The organism is Afifella sp. IM 167, assembly GCF_020144925.1.
Taxonomy (GTDB): Bacteria; Pseudomonadota; Alphaproteobacteria; order Rhizobiales; family Afifellaceae; genus Afifella.
On record NZ_NSLC01000003.1, the window covers coordinates 271390 to 287318 of the forward strand.

A 15929-nucleotide genomic window follows, 5' to 3' on the forward strand; every position below is an offset into this window, starting at 1 on the left:
CGGCGTGCATTTGAAGTGTTCGATCTGCCTGAGTAAGAGGGCAGGGAGAATTCCGGCTTGGAAGGCATGCTCGAGGGGCTCTGGCAAGTCGCGGAGCCGACGCATCTGCCGATGAGCGCGATCGCCGGCCGGCTGGCGCTTGCCGCGCTCCTCGGCTCGCTGCTCGGCTTCGAGCGGGAATGGCGCGACAAGCCGGCGGGCCTTCGCACCCATATGGTGACTGCGCTCGCAGCGGCGACGTTTGCCGTCCTATCCTGCGAACTGATCGAAGCCTACCGCGATGCGAGCGACGTCGTGCGCTCCGATCCGATTCGCCTCATCGAGGCGGTCACGAGCGGCGTGGCCTTTCTTGCCGCCGGCGTCATCCTGCATGCGCGCGGCCATGTGAGCGGGCTGACGACCGGAGCCGGCATGTGGCTCGCCGGCGCGATCGGCACGGCGGTGGGGCTTGGCCATGGCCTGATCGCGGCGCTCGCCACCGCCATCGGCCTGTTCATCATCATTGTGCTTCGGAATGTCTCGGCGGCCGTGTCGGAGGAGAACGGCGGCAAGGGTCGGGACGGGGTGTCCTGAGGCCTCACGAAAAAGGGGAGGCCGGAGCCTCCCCTTCGATTTCCGGCAAGGGGACGGAAGCCTTTCGGCTCACATCTCCTTCATCTTGTCGGTGACGGCCGTGGTCGTGGCGCCTTCCGGCTCCTTGGTGATGACCGGGTCGGAGCCGCCTTCCAGCAGCGTCTTCACGGTGCGCTGGTAATCGTCCATGTCGAGCGTGCCGTCGGAGCCTTCCGTCAGCTTGTTGATCTCGCCCATCATGCGCTTCTGGTGCTTTTCGGTCTGGGCGCCGGTCTCGTCGTTCTCCAGAACGATCTCGGCGGCCTCGTCCGGGTGCTCGCGGGCATAGTCCCAGCCCTGCATGGAGGCCTTCACGAAGCGGGCCATCTTGTCGACGAAGGCCTCGTCCTTGAGGCTGTCTTCGAGGACATAGAGGCCGTCCTCCAGCGTGGCGACGCCCTGATCCTCGTATTTGAAGACGACGAGCTCGTCCTCCGGGATGCCGGCGTCGATGACCTGCCAGTATTCGTTGTAGGTCATCGTGGAGATGCAGTCGGCCTGCTTCTGCAGCAGCGGATCGACGTTGAAGCCCTGCTTGATGACCGTGACGCCGTCATCGCCGCCGGTGGTCGGGATGCCGAGATGGCTCATCCAGGACAGGAACGGATATTCGTTGCCGAAGAACCAGACGCCGAGAGTCTTGCCCTTGAAGTCCTCCGGGCTCTCGATGCCCGTCTCCTTGCGGCAGGTCAGCATCATGCCCGACTTGGCGAAGGGCTGGGCGATGTTGACGAGCGCCAGCCCCTTCTCGCGGGCGGCGAGCGCGGCCGGCATCCAGTCGACGATGACATCGGCGCCGCCGCCGGCGATCACCTGCTCGGGGGCGATGTCCGGGCCGCCGGGCTTGATCTCCACGTCGAGACCGGCCTCGTCGTAGAAGCCCTTTTCCTGGGCGACGTAATAGCCGGCGAACTGGGCCTGCGTGACCCATTTCAGCTGCAGGACGACCTCGTCCGCGGCCGCGGCCGGTCCCGCGGCAAGGCCCGCCGAAAGCGCCAGAGCTGCCAATACCTTCTTCATACCGTTCTCCCTCTCTTTTGGGGCGCCCGCCTCAATGTCGATAGGACGGGTGCCAGAATGTGAAGGCGCGCTCGATCATGGCGACGATGCCGTAGAAGAGCGAGCCGGCGATGGCCGCGACGGTGATCTCGGCCCAGACCATGCCGATGTTCATCCGTCCGACTTCGGTGGAAATCCTGAAGCCCATGCCGACGATGGGCGTGCCGAAGAACTCGGCCACGATCGCGCCGATCAGGGCGAGGGTCGAGTTGATCTTCAGCGCGTTGAAGATGAAGGGGAGCGCTGCCGGCAGGCGCAGCTTGACCAGCGACTGGGCATGGGTGGCGGCGTAGGTGCGCATCAGGTCGCGCTCCATTCCGCCGGCCGCCGAGAGCCCGGAGACCGTGTTCACCAGCATCGGGAAGAAGGTCATGACGACGACGACCGCGGCCTTGGACGGCCAGTCGAAGCCGAACCACATGACCATGATCGGGGCGATGCCGATGATCGGCAGGGCCGAGACCATGTTGCCGACCGGCAGGAGGCCGCGCCTGAGGAAGGGCACCCGGTCGACGAGAAGCGCCACGAGGAAGCCGGAACCGCAGCCCATGACATAGCCGGCGATGACGGCCTTCAGGAAGGTCTGGCGGAAATCGGCCCAGAGGATGTCGAGCGAGGAGGCGAAGCGCACCGCGATGTCGCTCGGCGGCGGCAGGAGCACCGTCGGCACGCCGGCGCCGCGCACGATGCATTCCCAAAGGATGAGGAGCCACAGACCGAAGACGACCGGCACGGAGAGCGAAATGAGACGGGCGCGCAAAGACCCGCTGCCGGCGCGATGGGCGAGGCCGCGCATCATCTGCACGGCCATCACGCCGGCGGAGGCGAGCAGCAGCCAGTAGCCGAGGCTCGCTTTTCCCTCGACGGGGGACAGATTGGCCAGGATCAGCAGGAAGGCGGCGATGGTGACCGCGCCGACCAGGACAAGGCGCAGCGCGGGCGGGCGCGGAATGCCGAGCGCCGGAATGATGAGAAGGAGCGCCGCGGCAAGGAGCGAGGAGCCGGCGACGATGCTGCCGCCGGTCGCCACGGGCATTGGAATGGCCGTGAAGGCGAGGAGCGCCGCCGGATAGGCGAGGACCGGCGCGCGCGCCGGCGTCAGCGGACCGGTGCTGGAGCCTGTCGCCATGTCGGCCGCCGCCCCGTTCATTCGGCGATCCCCATGCGCTTCAGCACCAGACGGTCGGCGAAGCCGACGATGGTGACGAGGATCGCGGCCATGAAGGCGGCGACGAGGAGCGCCGACCAGATCTGCACGGTCTGGCCATAGTAGGAGCCGGCGAGGAGCCGGGCCCCGAGCCCGGCCCTGGCGCCGGTCGGCAGTTCGCCGACGATGGCGCCGACGAGCGATATGGCAATCGCGACCTTCAGCGAGGCGAAGAGGAAGGGCATGGCCGAGGGCAGGCGCAGCTTGACGAGCGTCTGCCAGTTGCTCGCCGAATAGGTGCGCATCAGGTCGAGGAGCATCGGATCGGGGGAACGCAGCCCCTTCACCATGCCGACCGCGACCGGGAAGAAGGCGAGATAGGCCGAAACCGTGCCCTTGGCGAAGATCGGTGCGACATCGAGCGAGCCGAGCACGACGACGATCATCGGCGCGATCGCCAGGATAGGGATCGTCTGCGAGGTGATGATCCAGGGCATCAGGCTGCGGTCGAGGGTCCTGGAATAGACGATGCCGACGGCGAGCACGATGCCGAGAAGGACGCCGATGCCGAAGCCGGTCAGCGTCGAGGAGAGGGTGACCCAGCCATGATAGACGAGGCTCCGCTTGGAGGTCGGGTTCATGGCGAAGGTGGTCTTCCAGATCTCCGCCGCGACCTGATGGGGGGCGGGCAGGACCGGCCGCTCCTGCGCCCAGGTGGCGCCCATGAAATCCGTGACCGAGCGCTCGATTTCGGCGCGCCGGTCGCGGTCGATCTGTTGCGGGGCGTTGAGGTAGACCGCGCCCGCGTACCAGAGGATGACAAGCGCGGCGAGGACGGTGAGCACCGGGCCCGTCTTTCCTGCAAAGATGCGCTGGACGAATATGCGCGGCGACAGGCCGACGCCGCCGCCGGGCTCCGCGATGGGCGCAGTGGAGCTCATTTGCGCACCCCGCCCATCTCAATCCTCATAGGAATGGCCTGCCCGAAGACCCTCGCGCACGCGGTGGGCGAGGGCGAGGAATTCCGGCGTTTCGCGGATGTCGAGACCGCGATCCTTCGGCAGGCCGGTCTCGATGACGTCGTAGATGCGGCCGGGGCGCGGCGACATGACGACGATCCTCGTCGACAGGAACACGGCCTCGGGAATGGAATGGGTGACGAAGACGATGGTCTTGTTGGTCTTGGCCCAGAGCTGCAGGAGCTGTTCGTTGAGGTGATCGCGGACGATCTCGTCGAGGGCGCCGAAAGGCTCGTCCATCAGCAGGAGGTCCGGCTCGACGGCGAGGGCTCTGGCGATGGAGGCGCGCTGCTGCATGCCGCCGGAGAGCTGCCAGGGAAACTTGCGCTCGAAGCCCGTCAGGTTGACGAGTTCCATGTTGCGCTTCACCCGCTTTGCCCGCTCCGCCTTGGGCAGGCCCATGATCTCCAGCGGCAGGGCGATGTTGCTGGCGATCGTGCGCCAAGGATAGAGGGCGGCCGCCTGGAAGACATAGCCGTAGGAGCGGTCGCGGCGGGCGGCGTCCGGCGTCTCGCCGTTGACGGAGATGAGGCCGGAGGTCGGCTGTTCCAGATCGGCGATGACGCGCAGCAGCGTGGTCTTGCCGCAGCCCGACGGGCCGATCAGCGAGACGAACTCGCCGCGGCGGATCGCAAGATCGATGCCCGACAGCGCCTGGACCGGCCCATCCGCCGTCTGGAAGGTGAGCGACAGGTCCTCGATGGCGATGACGGAACCGGTCGCGGAGGCCGGCATCTGCGGCCGCGCGGCGGCCTGACTGGTCACCTGTTCGCTCATTTACCCTTGCTCTCCCCGGCGGCTCTCAGTCGCCCCTGAAACCAATGTCAGGCCGTCTCTTCAACCCTTCCGCACTCCTGCAAGAAAGAGGCCGCGCGCGAGGCGCCGCCCGGATCCAGACGAAGCCTTACCGCGAGAAAACCGCCAAGTCCGATACGTGTGTGCTGCTGTAGGGCCAGTGTACCGTACGGCTGGCTTTTCCGTCCCAATCCCAACCGTGGACTTCCATTTCGAGTGCTGCCATGTGGCCGAATGCGTTCATCAGGCGATCATCTGCCTGCAAAGCAGCCTCAAGATCGTCGTCTAGCAGAGGCAGCAAGGGGGCGAGCGCAGGCTTGCCCTTCTCGCTCGCGAGGATCATCGCCGCGAAATTGCATTCGATGAGCAGCGCTAGGCGACGGCCTTCAGGAGAAGTGCAGGCCTTTGCGTATAATGAGTTGAAGGCGTCTGCCGCCCTCTGACTGATTCCTGAAGCCATTTTTCAAACCCCCGCCGGAATGCCCGAGCGCTCCACCTTGCGCGGAGCGACGAGCTCCTTCCAGGTCGACAGCGCCTTGTTCGTCGGCGGATTGGCCGGGCGCTCGACGAAGCGGCCGTCGCCCGTCTCGGCCTTCACCTCGCCCTCCTCGAAGGCGACGCGGCCGCGCGACAGCGTCATCTTCGGCAGGCCGGTGACTTCCAGCCCCTCGAAGACGTTGTAGTCGATCGCCGAGGCCTGGGTCCTGGCCGAAATGGTCTTCGTCGCTTCGGGATCCCAGATGACGATGTCGGCGTCGGCGCCCTCCAGGATGGCGCCTTTCCTCGGATAGATGTTGAGGATCTTGGCGATGTTGGTGGAGGTGACGGCGACGAATTCGTTCATCGTCAGCCGGCCGGTCCGGACGCCGCGGCTCCACAGGAGCGGCATCCGGTCTTCCAGGCCGCCGGTGCCGTTCGGGATCTTGGTGAAATCACCGACGCCCATGCGCTTCTGCTCGGTGGTGAAGGCGCAATGGTCGGTGGCGACCACCTGCAGCGAGCCCGCGGCAAGGCCGGCCCAGAGCGAATCCTGGTGCAGCTTGTTTCTGAAGGGCGGCGACATGACCCGGCGGGCGGAATAATCCCAGTCGGCGTTCTGGTATTCGCTCTCGTCGAGGACGAGGTGCTGGATCAGCGGCTCGCCGAAGACGCGCATGCCCTTCTGGCGGGCGCGCCGGATCGCCTCGTGTGCCTGCTCGCAGGAGACGTGCACGACATAGAGCGGCACGCCGGCCTGGTCGGCAAGCATGATGGCGCGGTTGGCGGCCTCGCCCTCCACCTCCGGCGGGCGCGAATAGCCGTGCGCCTCCGGGCCATTGTTGCCCTCGGCCATGAGCTTTTGTTGCAGGGCGGCGACGATGTCGCCGTTCTCGGCATGGACGAGGGGCATCGCGCCGAGCTCGGCGCAGCGCGAGAAGGAGGCGAACATCTCGTCGTCGTTCACCATCAGCGAGCCCTTGTAGGCCATGAAGTGCTTGAAGGTGTTGATGCCCTCGGCGACCACCTTCGGCATCTCGTCGAAGACCTTCTTGTCCCACCAGGTGATGGCCATGTGGAAGGAGTAGTCGGTGCGTGCCTTGCCGGCCTTCTGGTACCAGGCCTGCAGCGCCTCGATGAGGCCTTCGCCCGGCGAGGGCAGGCAGAAATCGACGGCCATGGTGGTGCCGCCGGCGAGCGCCGCGGCCGTGCCGGAATCGAAGTCGTCGGTGGAGAAGGTGCCCATGAAGGGCATCTCCATATGGGTGTGCGGGTCGATGCCGCCCGGCATGACGTAGCAGCCGGTCGCGTCGATCACATGGTCGGCGTCGTGGGTGAGGTCCGGGCCGATGGCGACGATCTTCTCGTGCTGGATGAAGATGTCGGCCTTGTAGGTCCGGTCGGCGGTGACGATGGTGCCGCCCTTGATGAGTTTGGTCATTGTTGTGCTCCCCTGAAAACCGCGCCCAACGTTACCGCCGGCATAGGCTTTTGCCGTTCCGTCTTCGCGCGTCGTGATGCGTTTTGGCTCGTCCTGCCGACCCCCACCCTCATTCCCTCCCCACAAGGGGGAGGGATGACCGCGCAGCGAAGCCCAGCTCCTTCGGTCGAGGCTGTGCCGGTAGCTCCCCAAGGTAGCGGAGGTTGGTGCGGTATGGCCGGATGTCTTTGATCATGCGATCCCCAGCTCCCGCAGGATTTCCTCCACACATCCATCGAACGCTTCGTCGATCTCCACAGTCGAGAAGCGCAGGATGCGATATCCTTGGGTCTTCAGCCATGCATCTCTCGCCCGGTCCCTGGCTGCGTTGCTGCTTTACAGATGCTGATGGCCGTCCACCTCGATGACAAGCCTTTCGGAGTGGACGGCGAAGTCGGCAATGTACGGGCCTATCGGTGCTTGCCGGCGCACGTGAACGCCATGGAGCCTGCGAAATTCGCGCAGCTCGTTCCATAGCTTCCTCTCGCCGAGCGTCATGTCTCGCCGGAATGCGCGAGCCTGGCCGATCGTCCTTGGTTCGATCGCCGAGGGAGTCATCGGCACGAACCGGCAAGTACGGGTTCCGCGCCACGTCCACGCTTTCCAGGAGACATGCCTGAAGGGTGCGCACGGGCACGGGAGGCAAGCGCGGGAGAAGGATCGACGGGCACGGCACATTCCCCTCCCCCTTGTGGGGAGGGGGTAGGGGTGGGGGTCCCGGATAGTCCGTTCGTGCCTGCAAACTGGATCATCGACGCTCCGTGAGCTCACGCTCGACGATGGTGGAGCAAGGACCGTCAGCTCACGATCTCCGCCGTTTCGACCACTGCATGGAAGAGGACGTTGGCGCCGGCCTCGGCCCATTCCTTGGAGATGTCCTCCGCCTCGTTGTGCGACAGGCCGTCCACGCAGGGGCACATGACCATGGTCGTGGGCGCGACCTTGGCTGCCCAGCAGGCGTCGTGGCCCGCGCCGGAGACGAGGTCCATATGCGAATAGCCGAGGCGTTCGGCTGCCGCGCGGACCGTCTTGACGAGATCGGGCGTGAAGGTGACCGGATCGAAATGGCCGACGGCCTCCACTTCGCAGCCGACGCCGAGCTCCTTGCAGATGGCGGCGGCCTCCTTCTCGATGCGCGCGCGCATGCCGTCGAGCTTTTCCTGGTCGACCGTGCGGATGTCGACGGTGAAGACCACCTTGCCGGGAAGCACGTTCCTGGAATTGGGCGAGAAGTTCGCCTGGCCGACGCCGCCGACGGCGTTGGGCTGGGCGTCCATCGCGACCTTCTGCACCATCTCCAGGATCCGGGCCATGGCGAGGCCGGCATTGACGCGCATCGCCATCGGCGTGGAGCCGGTATGGGCTTCCTTGCCGGTGAGGGTGAATTCCAGCCACCACAGGCCCTGGCAATGGGTGACGACGCCGATGTCCTTGCCCTCGGCCTCCAGGATCGGCCCCTGCTCGATATGGAGTTCGTAATAGGCGTGCATCTTGCGCTCGCCGACCTTCTCCTCACCCTTCCAGCCGATGCGCTCCAGCTCCTCGCCGAAGGTCTTTCCCTCCGGATCCTTGCGGGCATAGGCGTAGTCGACCGTCAGCGCCCCGGCGAAGACGCCGGAGGCGAGCATGGCCGGCGCAAAGCGCGCGCCTTCCTCGTTGGTCCAGTTGACGACGACGATCGGGCGCTTCGTCTTCACGCCGAGGTCGTTCAGCGTGCGCACGCCCTCCAGCGCGCCGAGGACGCCCAGAACACCGTCGTAGCGCCCGCCGGTCGGCTGGGTGTCGAGATGGGAGCCCACATAGACGGGCAGGGCCTCGGGGTCGGTGCCTTCGCGGCGGGCGAACATGTTGCCCATCTCGTCGACGCCCATCGTCAGGCCGGCCTCGTCGCACCAGCGCTTGAACAGTGCGCGCCCCTTGGCATCGTCGTCGGTCAGCGTCTGGCGGTTGCTGCCGCCGGCCACGCCGGGCCCGATCTCGGCCATTTCATGGATGGCGCTCCACAGACGGTCGCCATTGATCCTGAGATTGGATTCCACCTCGTCCCCCTCACCGTTTCCGGCCTCGGTGCCGCGCCTGCGGAAGGCGCCCGGAAAGCCCGGAAAACTTGACTAAATGGTCAAATTACACGCTATGTGGCGTCGATTTTCCGGTCAAGGCGAAAAGCTTGACCGGATGCCTGCAAAACAGGCAGGCATGCCGAATGGGCGGGAGGGAAGATGCTGGACAAGGGCGTGCCCGCGCCGAAACCGACGCGGATACAGGCCGCCAAACGTGCCCAGATCCTGAAGGCCGCCCTCGCCGTCTTTTCCATCGCCGGATACCGCGCCGCGACGCTTGACCGCATCGCCGAGGAGGCGGGCCTGTCGAAGGCGAGCCTCCTCTACTATTTCGCCGGCAAGGAAGCGGTGTATGTCGCCGTCCTGGAAGACACGCTCGCCTTCTGGCTGGAGCCGCTCGCCGCGCTCGACCCCGATGGCGATCCGCTGGAAGAGATCGGCCGCTACATCACCACCAAGCTGGAGATGTCGAAGAAGCGCCCTGCGGCTTCCCGGCTCTTCGCCAACGAGATCCTTGCCGGCGCGCCGGCGATCGGGCGCTTTCTCGAGGGACCGCTAAAGGACCTCGTGGACCGCCAGACCGCGGTCATATCCGGCTGGATCGACGAGGGACGGCTCGCGCCGGTCGATCCGCGCCACCTCCTCATGATGATCTGGGCCGTGACGCAGCATTACGCCGATTTCGACACGCAGGTTCAGGCGGTCCTCGGCCCGGGCGCGGCGCGCAAACGCTTCTCGGTGGCGCGCGAGACGGTGCTTTCGGTGCTTCTAGAGGGTCTGAAGCCGCGCGGCTGAGGGCGCGGCCGCCTCCGGATCGCACGCCCCGCCTGCAAATGTCTCTTCTTTCGGCCCCGCAGGGCCTCTGCGCCTTTGTCTTGCAGGCCGGCGCGCTATCTCTCGTCGGGAACGCAAAGACGGGACCGCCTTGCCAGAAGCCTTCATCAACCGCATCGCGACCGCCGTGCCCGCCCACGAGGTGCATCGCTTCTTCCTCGGCTTTGCCGCCGCGCAGCTGAAGGACGATCCGCGCAAGCGCGCGGTCTTCTCGCGCATGGCCGACAAGGGCGGCATCGAACACCGGTATTCCTGCGTCGCGCCGGCCGAGGATCCGGAGGGGGCCAAGGTGGATGCCGGCGGGATCTTCCTGCGGGGCGACTTTCCCGGAACGGCACAGCGGATGGACCTTTACGAGAGCCACGCGCCGGATCTGGCGATCGAGGCGGTGGAGCGGCTCGACCTCGGCGCCGAGCGCGAGCGCGTCACGCATCTCGTCGTGACGAGCTGCACCGGCTTTTCGGCGCCCGGGATCGACCTTGAAATCGTCGCCCGCTGCGGCCTGTCGCAATCCGTCGAGCGCACCCTTGTCGGCTTCATGGGCTGCTACGCGGCGCTCAATGCGCTGAAGCTCGCCCGGCACATCGTGCGCTCCGAACCGGAGGCGCGCGTCCTCGTGGTCAATATCGAGCTGTGCACCCTGCATCTGCGCGACACCGTGGAGCTGGAAGAGCTTCTCTCCTTCTGCCTGTGGGGCGACGGCTGTGCAGCCGCACTCGTCAGCGCCGAGGAGGCGGGGCTGCGTCTCGACAGTTTCAGGACGCTGCTCGCCGCCGACAGCCGCGAACTGATGAGCTGGCGCGTGCGGGACGACGGCTTCGACATGGTGCTTTCCGGACGGGTTCCCGCGGTGATCCACGAGACGCTCGGACAGCACCGGGGTGAGGTGCTCGGCAATACCGCGGTCGGCGACATCGACCTGTGGGCGGTGCATCCGGGAGGGCGCTCGGTGCTCGACGCGGTGGAGCGTGCGCTCGAGCTCGGACCGCAGGCGCTCGCAGCCTCGCGGCAGGTGCTGCGCGAAAACGGCAACATGTCCTCGGCGACCGTGATGTTCGTGCTGGAGAAGATGCTCGGGGACGCCAGCGGCGGCGAGCAGGGCTGCGGCATGGCCTTCGGGCCGGGGCTGACGGCGGAGACCATGCGCTTTCAGGCGACCGGACGCGCCGCGTGAGCCCGCTTGCGCTCAGGCGGGTCGAGCCGGAACTCCTCGATTCGCTGCCGGTGGTCGATCAACGGGCGATCGCCTCGCGGCGGGACCTTGCGCGCGTCAACGCGATCATGGGACAGGCGCGGATCGCCGCGCGCCTTCTGCGTGACAATCTTGCCCAGCCGCCCAAACGTATCCTGGAAATCGGCGCGGGCGACGGCAGCTTCATGCTGAAGCTTGCCGAGCGGCTGTCGCCGCAATGGAAGAATGTGGAGGTCGTGCTTCTCGACCGCCAGCACCTCCTCAGCGACGAGCGCTTCGCCGCCTTTTCAGCCCTCGGCTGGCGGGTGCGCCCGCTCCAGGCCGATATCTTCGAATGGACGGCACGGGCGGAGGAGGAGCGCTTCGACGCCGTTACCACCAACCTCTTCCTGCACCATTTCTCCGATACGGAGCTGCGCCTTATCTTCGAGCGGCTCGCCATGATCGCGCCGCTCCTGACGGCGACGGAGCCGCTGCGCTCCGGCGTGGCGCTCTTTGGGACGCGCATGCTCTGGGCGCTCGGGGCGAACGAGGTGACGCGGCACGACGCGGCGGCGAGTGTGCGGGCCGGATTTGTCGGCAACGAGCTTTCGACGCTCTGGCCGGAGGAGCCGGCCTTCGAGACCTTCGAGCGGCGGCGAGGCCTCTTCACCCATACCTTTGTGGCACGGCGGGCCGGGCGCCGGCGATGACAGGGCCGGCCGCCTACGACGCGATCGTGCTCGGCGCCGGCCCTGCCGGCTCGACTGCCGCCATTGCGCTATCGCGCCGGGGCTGGAAGGTGGCGCTCATCGAAAAGGCGGAATTCCCGCGCCGAAAAGTCTGCGGCGAGTTCGTCTCCGCCACCAGCCTTGCCGTGATCGAGCGGGTCGGCCTCGGCGGGGAATGGCGGGCGATGGCCGGACCGGAGGTTCGGCGCGTCGCTTTCTTCGGCGGCGAGCGCGCCGTCGCCGCGAACATGCCGGCCGCAGGCGGAAGGGGCTTCGGGCGGGCGCTCGGACGCGACGTTCTCGACGACCTTCTGGCGCGCGAGGCGGAGCGCGCCGGCGCCACGCTTTTCCAGCCCTTTCGCGCCACCGCCATCCGCCGGGAAGCGGAAGGACAGGCCGTGACGGTCGTTTCGCGGGAGCGGGAGGAAACGCTTCTGGCGCCCGTCGTCATCGCCGCGCACGGCTCCTGGGAGCCCGGCGGCCTGCCGAGCCAGCTGGAAAAGACGAACCGGCCCACCGATCTCCTCGGCTTCAAGGCGCATTTTTCGGGGGCGGAGCTGGCTTTCGACCTCATGCCGCTGCTCGTCTTTCCGGGCGGCTATGGTGGCATGGTCCGGGCCGATGGTGAGCGGCTTTCCCTTTCGCTCTGCATCCGGCGGGACGCGCTGACGCGGCTGCGACAGCAGGCGGGCGGCGGCCCGGCCGCCGACGCCGTGCACCGACATCTCCTCGCCTCCTGCCGCGGCATTGAGCAGGCAATCGGCGGGGCGGAGCTCATCGGGCCCTGGCTCGCATCCGGGCCGATCCGGCCGGGCATGCGCCCGCGCTACGCTGACGACATCTTCCGGATCGGCAACGCCGCCGGGGAATCGCATCCGATCATCGCGGAGGGGATCTCGATGGCGATGCAATCGGCCTGGCTTCTCGCCGAGGAACTGGGCGCCATCGATCCGTCAAGCCGCGCCGAGCGCGCGGCCGCGGGCCGGGGCTATGCGCGGCGCTGGCGCGGGCAGTTCGCGACGCGCATCCTTGCCGCCTCCGCCATTGCCGAACTCGCCCTGAGGCCGGCGGGCGCGGCCGCGATGGGCCGGGCTGTGGAGGCGCTGCCGGCGCTCCTCACCCTCGGCGCGCGCCTTTCCGGCAAAACGAAGGCGCTTGCAAAGATGCCAGATGGCCGAGCGAGGATGTGCCGGATGCGAGCCAGCTGAACCCCTCTACAGTTTTCGGGATATGCCGGCCTGCTTGAGCACGGCGTTTGCGGTGTGGCGCGAGGCCACGGTCACCGCCACGGTGAAATGTCGTTGCGAAAGGGGGCTGTACCAGACTTCATGGCTGCCCGTCCCTTGCCGTACGAAGCGACAGCCGCTGGCTCTGAGTATCTTCGCCAAATCCCGGTAGTAGTTTCCCATCGCCGTCGCCCCCGATCGCGATGAGCCAGGAGAACCTTACGCTGCCGCGGAAAGGCTGCTCCGGACGTGGGCCGTCAGATGATACTCGATCCGTGCCTGGGCTTCGACGTGATGCCCGTTCGCCTTCAGGAGTTGGGGTATGAGCGCCTCGATCTCCGCGACAAGCGTGTCAACGCTACGTGCCTCGACCACCAGCCCCGGGACGTCCTCGCTGACTGCGACCCAGACCTTTGCCTCGGCGTCCCAGTCCGCCGTTACCTCGATCGCATTGGTCGAGCTTTCAGTCATCCGTCGATCCTCGCTCGCGATCTTCCGAGAATATCACGACGGGACAGCAAACGCAGCGGGGCCTGGAGGCTATTCCGCCGCGTCGGGGACGATCTTTTCGATCCCGGCGTCGGGCCTCGCCATCGGGTTGTTCGGATGGCTCGTCCAGTTGCCGTACTCGGCCGGAATCGGCTTCTTCGTGCGCGGATCGTATTCGGCGATCCGCTCCATGGTGATGCAGTCCTCGACCGGGCAGACGTTGACGCAGAGGTTGCAGCCGACGCATTCGGCGTCGATCACCTCGAAGTGGCGCACACCGTCCACGGTGTGGGTGATCGCCTGGTGCGAGGTGTCCTCGCAGGCGATGTGGCAGCGCCCGCATTTGATGCAGAGCTCCTGGTCGATGCGCGCCTTGGTCACGTAGTTGAGGTTCAGATACTGCCAGTCGGTGACGTTGGGCACGGCGCGGCCGACGAAGTCGTCGAGCTTTTCAAAGCCCTTCTCGGCCATCCAGCGCTCCAGGCCCTCGACCATCTCGCGGACGATCTTGAAGCCGTAGGTCATCGCCGCGGTGCAGACCTGCACGTTGCCGGCGCCCAGCGCCATGAACTCGGCCGCGTCCTTCCAGGTGGTGATGCCGCCGATGCCGGAGATCGGCAGGTTGCGGGTTTCGGGGTCGCGGGCGATCTCGGCCACCATGTTGAGGGCGATCGGCTTCACCGCCGGGCCGCAATAGCCGCCATGCGAGCCCTTGCCGTCGATGGTCGGCTCCGGGGCGAAGAGGTCAAGATCGACGCCGGTGATGGAGGAGATGGTGTTGATCAGCGAGACCGCGTCGGCGCCGCCCTTCTGGGCCGCCCTTGCCGGGTAGCGGATGTCGGTGATGTTCGGCGTCAGCTTGACTATGACGGGCATGCGGGTGTGCTGTTTGCACCAGCGGGCGACCATCTCGATGTATTCCGGCACCTGGCCGACGGCCGAGCCCATGCCACGCTCCGACATGCCGTGCGGGCAGCCGAAATTGAGCTCGATTCCATCGGCCTCGGTCTCTTCCACGCGGCGCAGGATGTTGACCCAGTTCTCTTCCTCGCAGGGCACCATGAGCGAGACGACGACGGCCCGGTCCGGCCAGTCGCGCTTGACCTGCTTGATTTCGCGCAGGTTCACTTCGAGCGGCCGATCGGTGATGAGCTCGATGTTGTTGAGGCCGAGGAGCCGCCGGTCCGGCCCGTGGATGGCGCCGTAGCGCGGGCCGTTGACGTTGACGATATGCGGGTCCTCGCCGAGCGTCTTCCAGACCACGCCTCCCCAGCCTTCGCGGAAGGCCCGGACGACGTTGTATTCCTTGTCGGTCGGCGGCGCGGAGGCGAGCCAGAAGGGGTTCGGCGATTTGATGCCGAGGAAGTTCGAAGAAAGGTCAGGCATGGCGCTTCTCCTGTCCGGCCTCAGCCCATCAAGGCGCGATGGATCGATTCCGCCGCCACCTTGCCGTCCTCGACGGCGGCCACGGTGAGATCCTCGCCACCGGCGATGCAATCGCCGCCGGCCCAGATGCCGGCGAGCGAGGTGCGGCGTTCCTCGTCGACGCGGATGCGCCCGGCCTCGATGGCGAGCGCCTCGGCGGCGCCGTCGATCGCGGCGGGGACAAAGGTCTGGCCGATCGCCTTGAAGACCATGTCGGCGGCGAGCGCGAAGGTCTCGCCGGTGCCGACGAGCCGGCCGGCCTCTTCGCGGGTTCGCTCCAGCTCGATGCCGGCCACATGTCCGTCCTCGGCAATGAGCCGCTTCGGCTTCGCCCAATGGCGGATGGTGACGCCCTTAGTCTGGGCGAGTTCCTGCTCGAAGCCGGAGGCCTTCATCGCCTCGGGGCCACGGCGGTAGACGATGGTGACTTCCTCCGCGCCGAGGAGCTTCGACTGCACGGCCGCGTCGACCGCCGTCATGCCGCCGCCGATGACGACGACGCGGCGCCCGACGGGCAGGGATGAAAGATCGACCGTCTGGCGCAGCTCGGCGATCCAGCCGACGGCGTCCGCCGAGCCGGAGGCGTCCTCTCCCTCGGCGCCGAGCGCGTTGACGCCGGCAAGGCCGAGCCCGAGGAAGACGGCGTCGTAATCCGCCTTCAGGCTGTCGAGGGTGACATCGCGGCCGAGCGCCTTGCCGGTCTCAATGGCAATGCCGCCGATCTTCAGGAGGAAATCCACCTCCTTCCGGGCGAAGCCTTCCGGGGTCTTGTAGGCGGCGATGCCGTATTCGTTGAGGCCGCCCGGCTTCTCGCGTGCTTCCAGGATGGTGACGTCGTGGCCGCGCATGGCGAGCCGGTGGGCGCAGGAAAGCCCGGCCGGCCCGGCGCCGACCACGGCGACGCGCCTGCCGCTCGGGGCGGCGCGCTCGAAAGGCTGCTCGCCCGCCGCCATCATCGCATCGGTGGCGAAGCGCTGCAGGAAGCCGATCTTCACCGGCTTGTCCTCGGCGAGGTTCCTCACGCAGGCCTCCTCGCAGAGCGTCTCGACCGGGCAGACGCGGGCGCACATGCCGCCGAGGATGTTCTGTTCGAAGATCGTTTCGGCCGCGCCCTTGGGATTATGCGCCTGGATCTGGCGGATGAAGAGCGGGATGTCGATGGAGGTCGGACAGGCTTGCGTACACGGCGCGTCGTAGCAGAAGTAGCAGCGATCGGCCTCCACCAGCGCCTCGTGCGGCGAGAGCGGCGGATGCAGATCGGAGAAGTTCTTGGCGTAGGCTTCGGCTTCGAGGCGACCGGCGCGGATGTCCGGTTGACCGACCGGAATGGATCCGGACAAGCCCGACGAGTGTTCGTTCACGGCCAGTTCCCCCGTGAAAGCTGCTGTTCCCGGAAGGAAGAAT

Annotated in this window: 16 protein-coding genes and 1 pseudogene; 5 read left to right on the forward strand and 12 right to left on the reverse strand. The window is 66.9% G+C overall.

The window, feature by feature from the left end:
- Nucleotides 1–66: 66 nt before the first annotated feature.
- Nucleotides 67–573 (forward strand): MgtC/SapB family protein, encoded by a 507-nt coding sequence (locus CLD20_RS06505; protein WP_224405974.1) that lies wholly within the window; start codon nucleotides 67–69, stop codon nucleotides 571–573.
- Between the two features lie 69 nt (nucleotides 574–642).
- On the opposite strand, the gene CLD20_RS06510 is transcribed toward CLD20_RS06505, so the two are convergent.
- The 8 genes and pseudogenes from CLD20_RS06510 to CLD20_RS06545 all read right to left on the reverse strand — a co-directional run bounded on the left by CLD20_RS06510 (nucleotide 643) and on the right by CLD20_RS06545 (nucleotide 8628).
- Nucleotides 643–1632 carry an ABC transporter substrate-binding protein gene (locus tag CLD20_RS06510; RefSeq protein ID WP_224405782.1) on the reverse strand — a complete coding sequence of 330 codons (990 nt, stop codon included), beginning with the start codon at nucleotides 1630–1632 and terminating at the stop codon, nucleotides 643–645.
- 31 nt (nucleotides 1633–1663) lie between these two features.
- On the reverse strand, nucleotides 1664–2800 hold the full coding sequence (locus tag CLD20_RS06515) for an ABC transporter permease (RefSeq protein ID WP_370636837.1): 1137 nt from the start codon (nucleotides 2798–2800) through the stop codon (nucleotides 1664–1666).
- 17 nt (nucleotides 2801–2817) lie between these two features.
- Nucleotides 2818–3759 (reverse strand): ABC transporter permease, encoded by a 942-nt coding sequence (locus CLD20_RS06520; protein ID WP_224405784.1) that lies wholly within the window; start codon nucleotides 3757–3759, stop codon nucleotides 2818–2820.
- 18 nt (nucleotides 3760–3777) lie between these two features.
- On the reverse strand, nucleotides 3778–4572 hold the full coding sequence (locus CLD20_RS06525; RefSeq protein ID WP_224405975.1) for an ABC transporter ATP-binding protein: 795 nt from the start codon (nucleotides 4570–4572) through the stop codon (nucleotides 3778–3780).
- A 169-nt stretch (nucleotides 4573–4741) separates the two neighbouring features.
- Entirely contained in the window at nucleotides 4742–5092 is a 351-nt protein-coding gene (locus tag CLD20_RS06530) for a hypothetical protein (protein ID WP_224405785.1), read from the reverse strand.
- Between the two features lie 3 nt (nucleotides 5093–5095).
- Nucleotides 5096–6550 (reverse strand): dihydropyrimidinase, encoded by a 1455-nt coding sequence (hydA, locus tag CLD20_RS06535; RefSeq protein WP_224405786.1) that lies wholly within the window; start codon nucleotides 6548–6550, stop codon nucleotides 5096–5098.
- A 231-nt stretch (nucleotides 6551–6781) separates the two neighbouring features.
- A pseudogene (locus CLD20_RS20370) lies at nucleotides 6782–7453 on the reverse strand (endonuclease domain-containing protein).
- Nucleotides 7387–8628, reverse strand: coding sequence for a Zn-dependent hydrolase (locus CLD20_RS06545; RefSeq protein ID WP_224405787.1), 1242 nt, complete (start codon nucleotides 8626–8628; stop codon nucleotides 7387–7389). Before CLD20_RS06545 ends, CLD20_RS20370 begins: the two are co-directional and overlap by 67 nt.
- Nucleotides 8629–8808: 180 nt before the next feature.
- Between CLD20_RS06545 and CLD20_RS06550 the strand changes: the two genes are divergently transcribed.
- The 4 genes from CLD20_RS06550 to CLD20_RS06565 all read left to right on the forward strand — a co-directional run bounded on the left by CLD20_RS06550 (nucleotide 8809) and on the right by CLD20_RS06565 (nucleotide 12593).
- On the forward strand, nucleotides 8809–9444 hold the full coding sequence (locus CLD20_RS06550; RefSeq protein WP_224405788.1) for a TetR family transcriptional regulator C-terminal domain-containing protein: 636 nt from the start codon (nucleotides 8809–8811) through the stop codon (nucleotides 9442–9444).
- Nucleotides 9445–9574: 130 nt separating this feature from the next.
- Entirely contained in the window at nucleotides 9575–10657 is a 1083-nt protein-coding gene (locus CLD20_RS06555) for a type III polyketide synthase (protein WP_224405789.1), read from the forward strand.
- Entirely contained in the window at nucleotides 10654–11367 is a 714-nt protein-coding gene (locus CLD20_RS06560) for a methyltransferase domain-containing protein (protein WP_224405790.1), read from the forward strand. Before CLD20_RS06555 ends, CLD20_RS06560 begins: the two co-directional genes overlap by 4 nt.
- The gene (locus CLD20_RS06565) at nucleotides 11364–12593 is read left to right on the forward strand and encodes an NAD(P)/FAD-dependent oxidoreductase (RefSeq protein WP_224405791.1); all 1230 of its coding nucleotides are present in this window, start codon (nucleotides 11364–11366) and stop codon (nucleotides 12591–12593) included. Before CLD20_RS06560 ends, CLD20_RS06565 begins: the two co-directional genes overlap by 4 nt.
- A 6-nt stretch (nucleotides 12594–12599) precedes the next feature.
- On the opposite strand, the gene CLD20_RS06570 is transcribed toward CLD20_RS06565, so the two are convergent.
- The 4 genes from CLD20_RS06570 to CLD20_RS06585 form a co-directional block, all read right to left on the reverse strand.
- Nucleotides 12600–12794: a type II toxin-antitoxin system HicA family toxin gene (locus CLD20_RS06570; protein WP_224405792.1), complete on the reverse strand. Its 195-nt coding sequence runs from the start codon at nucleotides 12792–12794 to the stop codon at nucleotides 12600–12602.
- A gap of 36 nt (nucleotides 12795–12830) precedes the next feature.
- Nucleotides 12831–13082, reverse strand: a complete 252-nt coding sequence (locus CLD20_RS06575) for a DUF1902 domain-containing protein (protein ID WP_224405793.1) — start codon at nucleotides 13080–13082, stop codon at nucleotides 12831–12833.
- Between the two features lie 69 nt (nucleotides 13083–13151).
- A complete protein-coding gene (preA, locus tag CLD20_RS06580; RefSeq protein ID WP_224405794.1) occupies nucleotides 13152–14486 on the reverse strand; it encodes an NAD-dependent dihydropyrimidine dehydrogenase subunit PreA in 1335 nt (444 codons plus the stop codon).
- Between the two features lie 20 nt (nucleotides 14487–14506).
- On the reverse strand, nucleotides 14507–15853 hold the full coding sequence (locus CLD20_RS06585) for an NAD(P)-dependent oxidoreductase (protein ID WP_370636838.1): 1347 nt from the start codon (nucleotides 15851–15853) through the stop codon (nucleotides 14507–14509).
- Between the last annotated feature and the right edge of the window lie 76 nt (nucleotides 15854–15929).

Bases quoted from the DNA above. Each gene is read 5' to 3' on its own strand.
- CLD20_RS06505 (WP_224405974.1), top strand. From the start codon at position 67: ATGCTCGAGGGGCTCTGGCAAGTCGCGGAGCCGACGCATCTGCCGATG.
- CLD20_RS06530 (WP_224405785.1), bottom strand. From the start codon at position 5,092: ATGGCTTCAGGAATCAGTCAGAGGGCGGCAGACGCCTTCAACTCATTA.
- CLD20_RS06515 (WP_370636837.1), bottom strand. From the start codon at position 2,800: ATGGCGACAGGCTCCAGCACCGGTCCGCTGACGCCGGCGCGCGCGCCG.
- CLD20_RS06520 (WP_224405784.1), bottom strand. From the start codon at position 3,759: ATGAGCTCCACTGCGCCCATCGCGGAGCCCGGCGGCGGCGTCGGCCTG.
- CLD20_RS06510 (WP_224405782.1), bottom strand. From the start codon at position 1,632: ATGAAGAAGGTATTGGCAGCTCTGGCGCTTTCGGCGGGCCTTGCCGCG.
- CLD20_RS06525 (WP_224405975.1), bottom strand. From the start codon at position 4,572: ATGCCGGCCTCCGCGACCGGTTCCGTCATCGCCATCGAGGACCTGTCG.
- CLD20_RS06570 (WP_224405792.1), bottom strand. From the start codon at position 12,794: ATGGGAAACTACTACCGGGATTTGGCGAAGATACTCAGAGCCAGCGGC.
- CLD20_RS06575 (WP_224405793.1), bottom strand. From the start codon at position 13,082: ATGACTGAAAGCTCGACCAATGCGATCGAGGTAACGGCGGACTGGGAC.
- hydA (WP_224405786.1), bottom strand. From the start codon at position 6,550: ATGACCAAACTCATCAAGGGCGGCACCATCGTCACCGCCGACCGGACC.
- preA (WP_224405794.1), bottom strand. From the start codon at position 14,486: ATGCCTGACCTTTCTTCGAACTTCCTCGGCATCAAATCGCCGAACCCC.
- CLD20_RS06565 (WP_224405791.1), top strand. From the start codon at position 11,364: ATGACAGGGCCGGCCGCCTACGACGCGATCGTGCTCGGCGCCGGCCCT.
- CLD20_RS06550 (WP_224405788.1), top strand. From the start codon at position 8,809: ATGCTGGACAAGGGCGTGCCCGCGCCGAAACCGACGCGGATACAGGCC.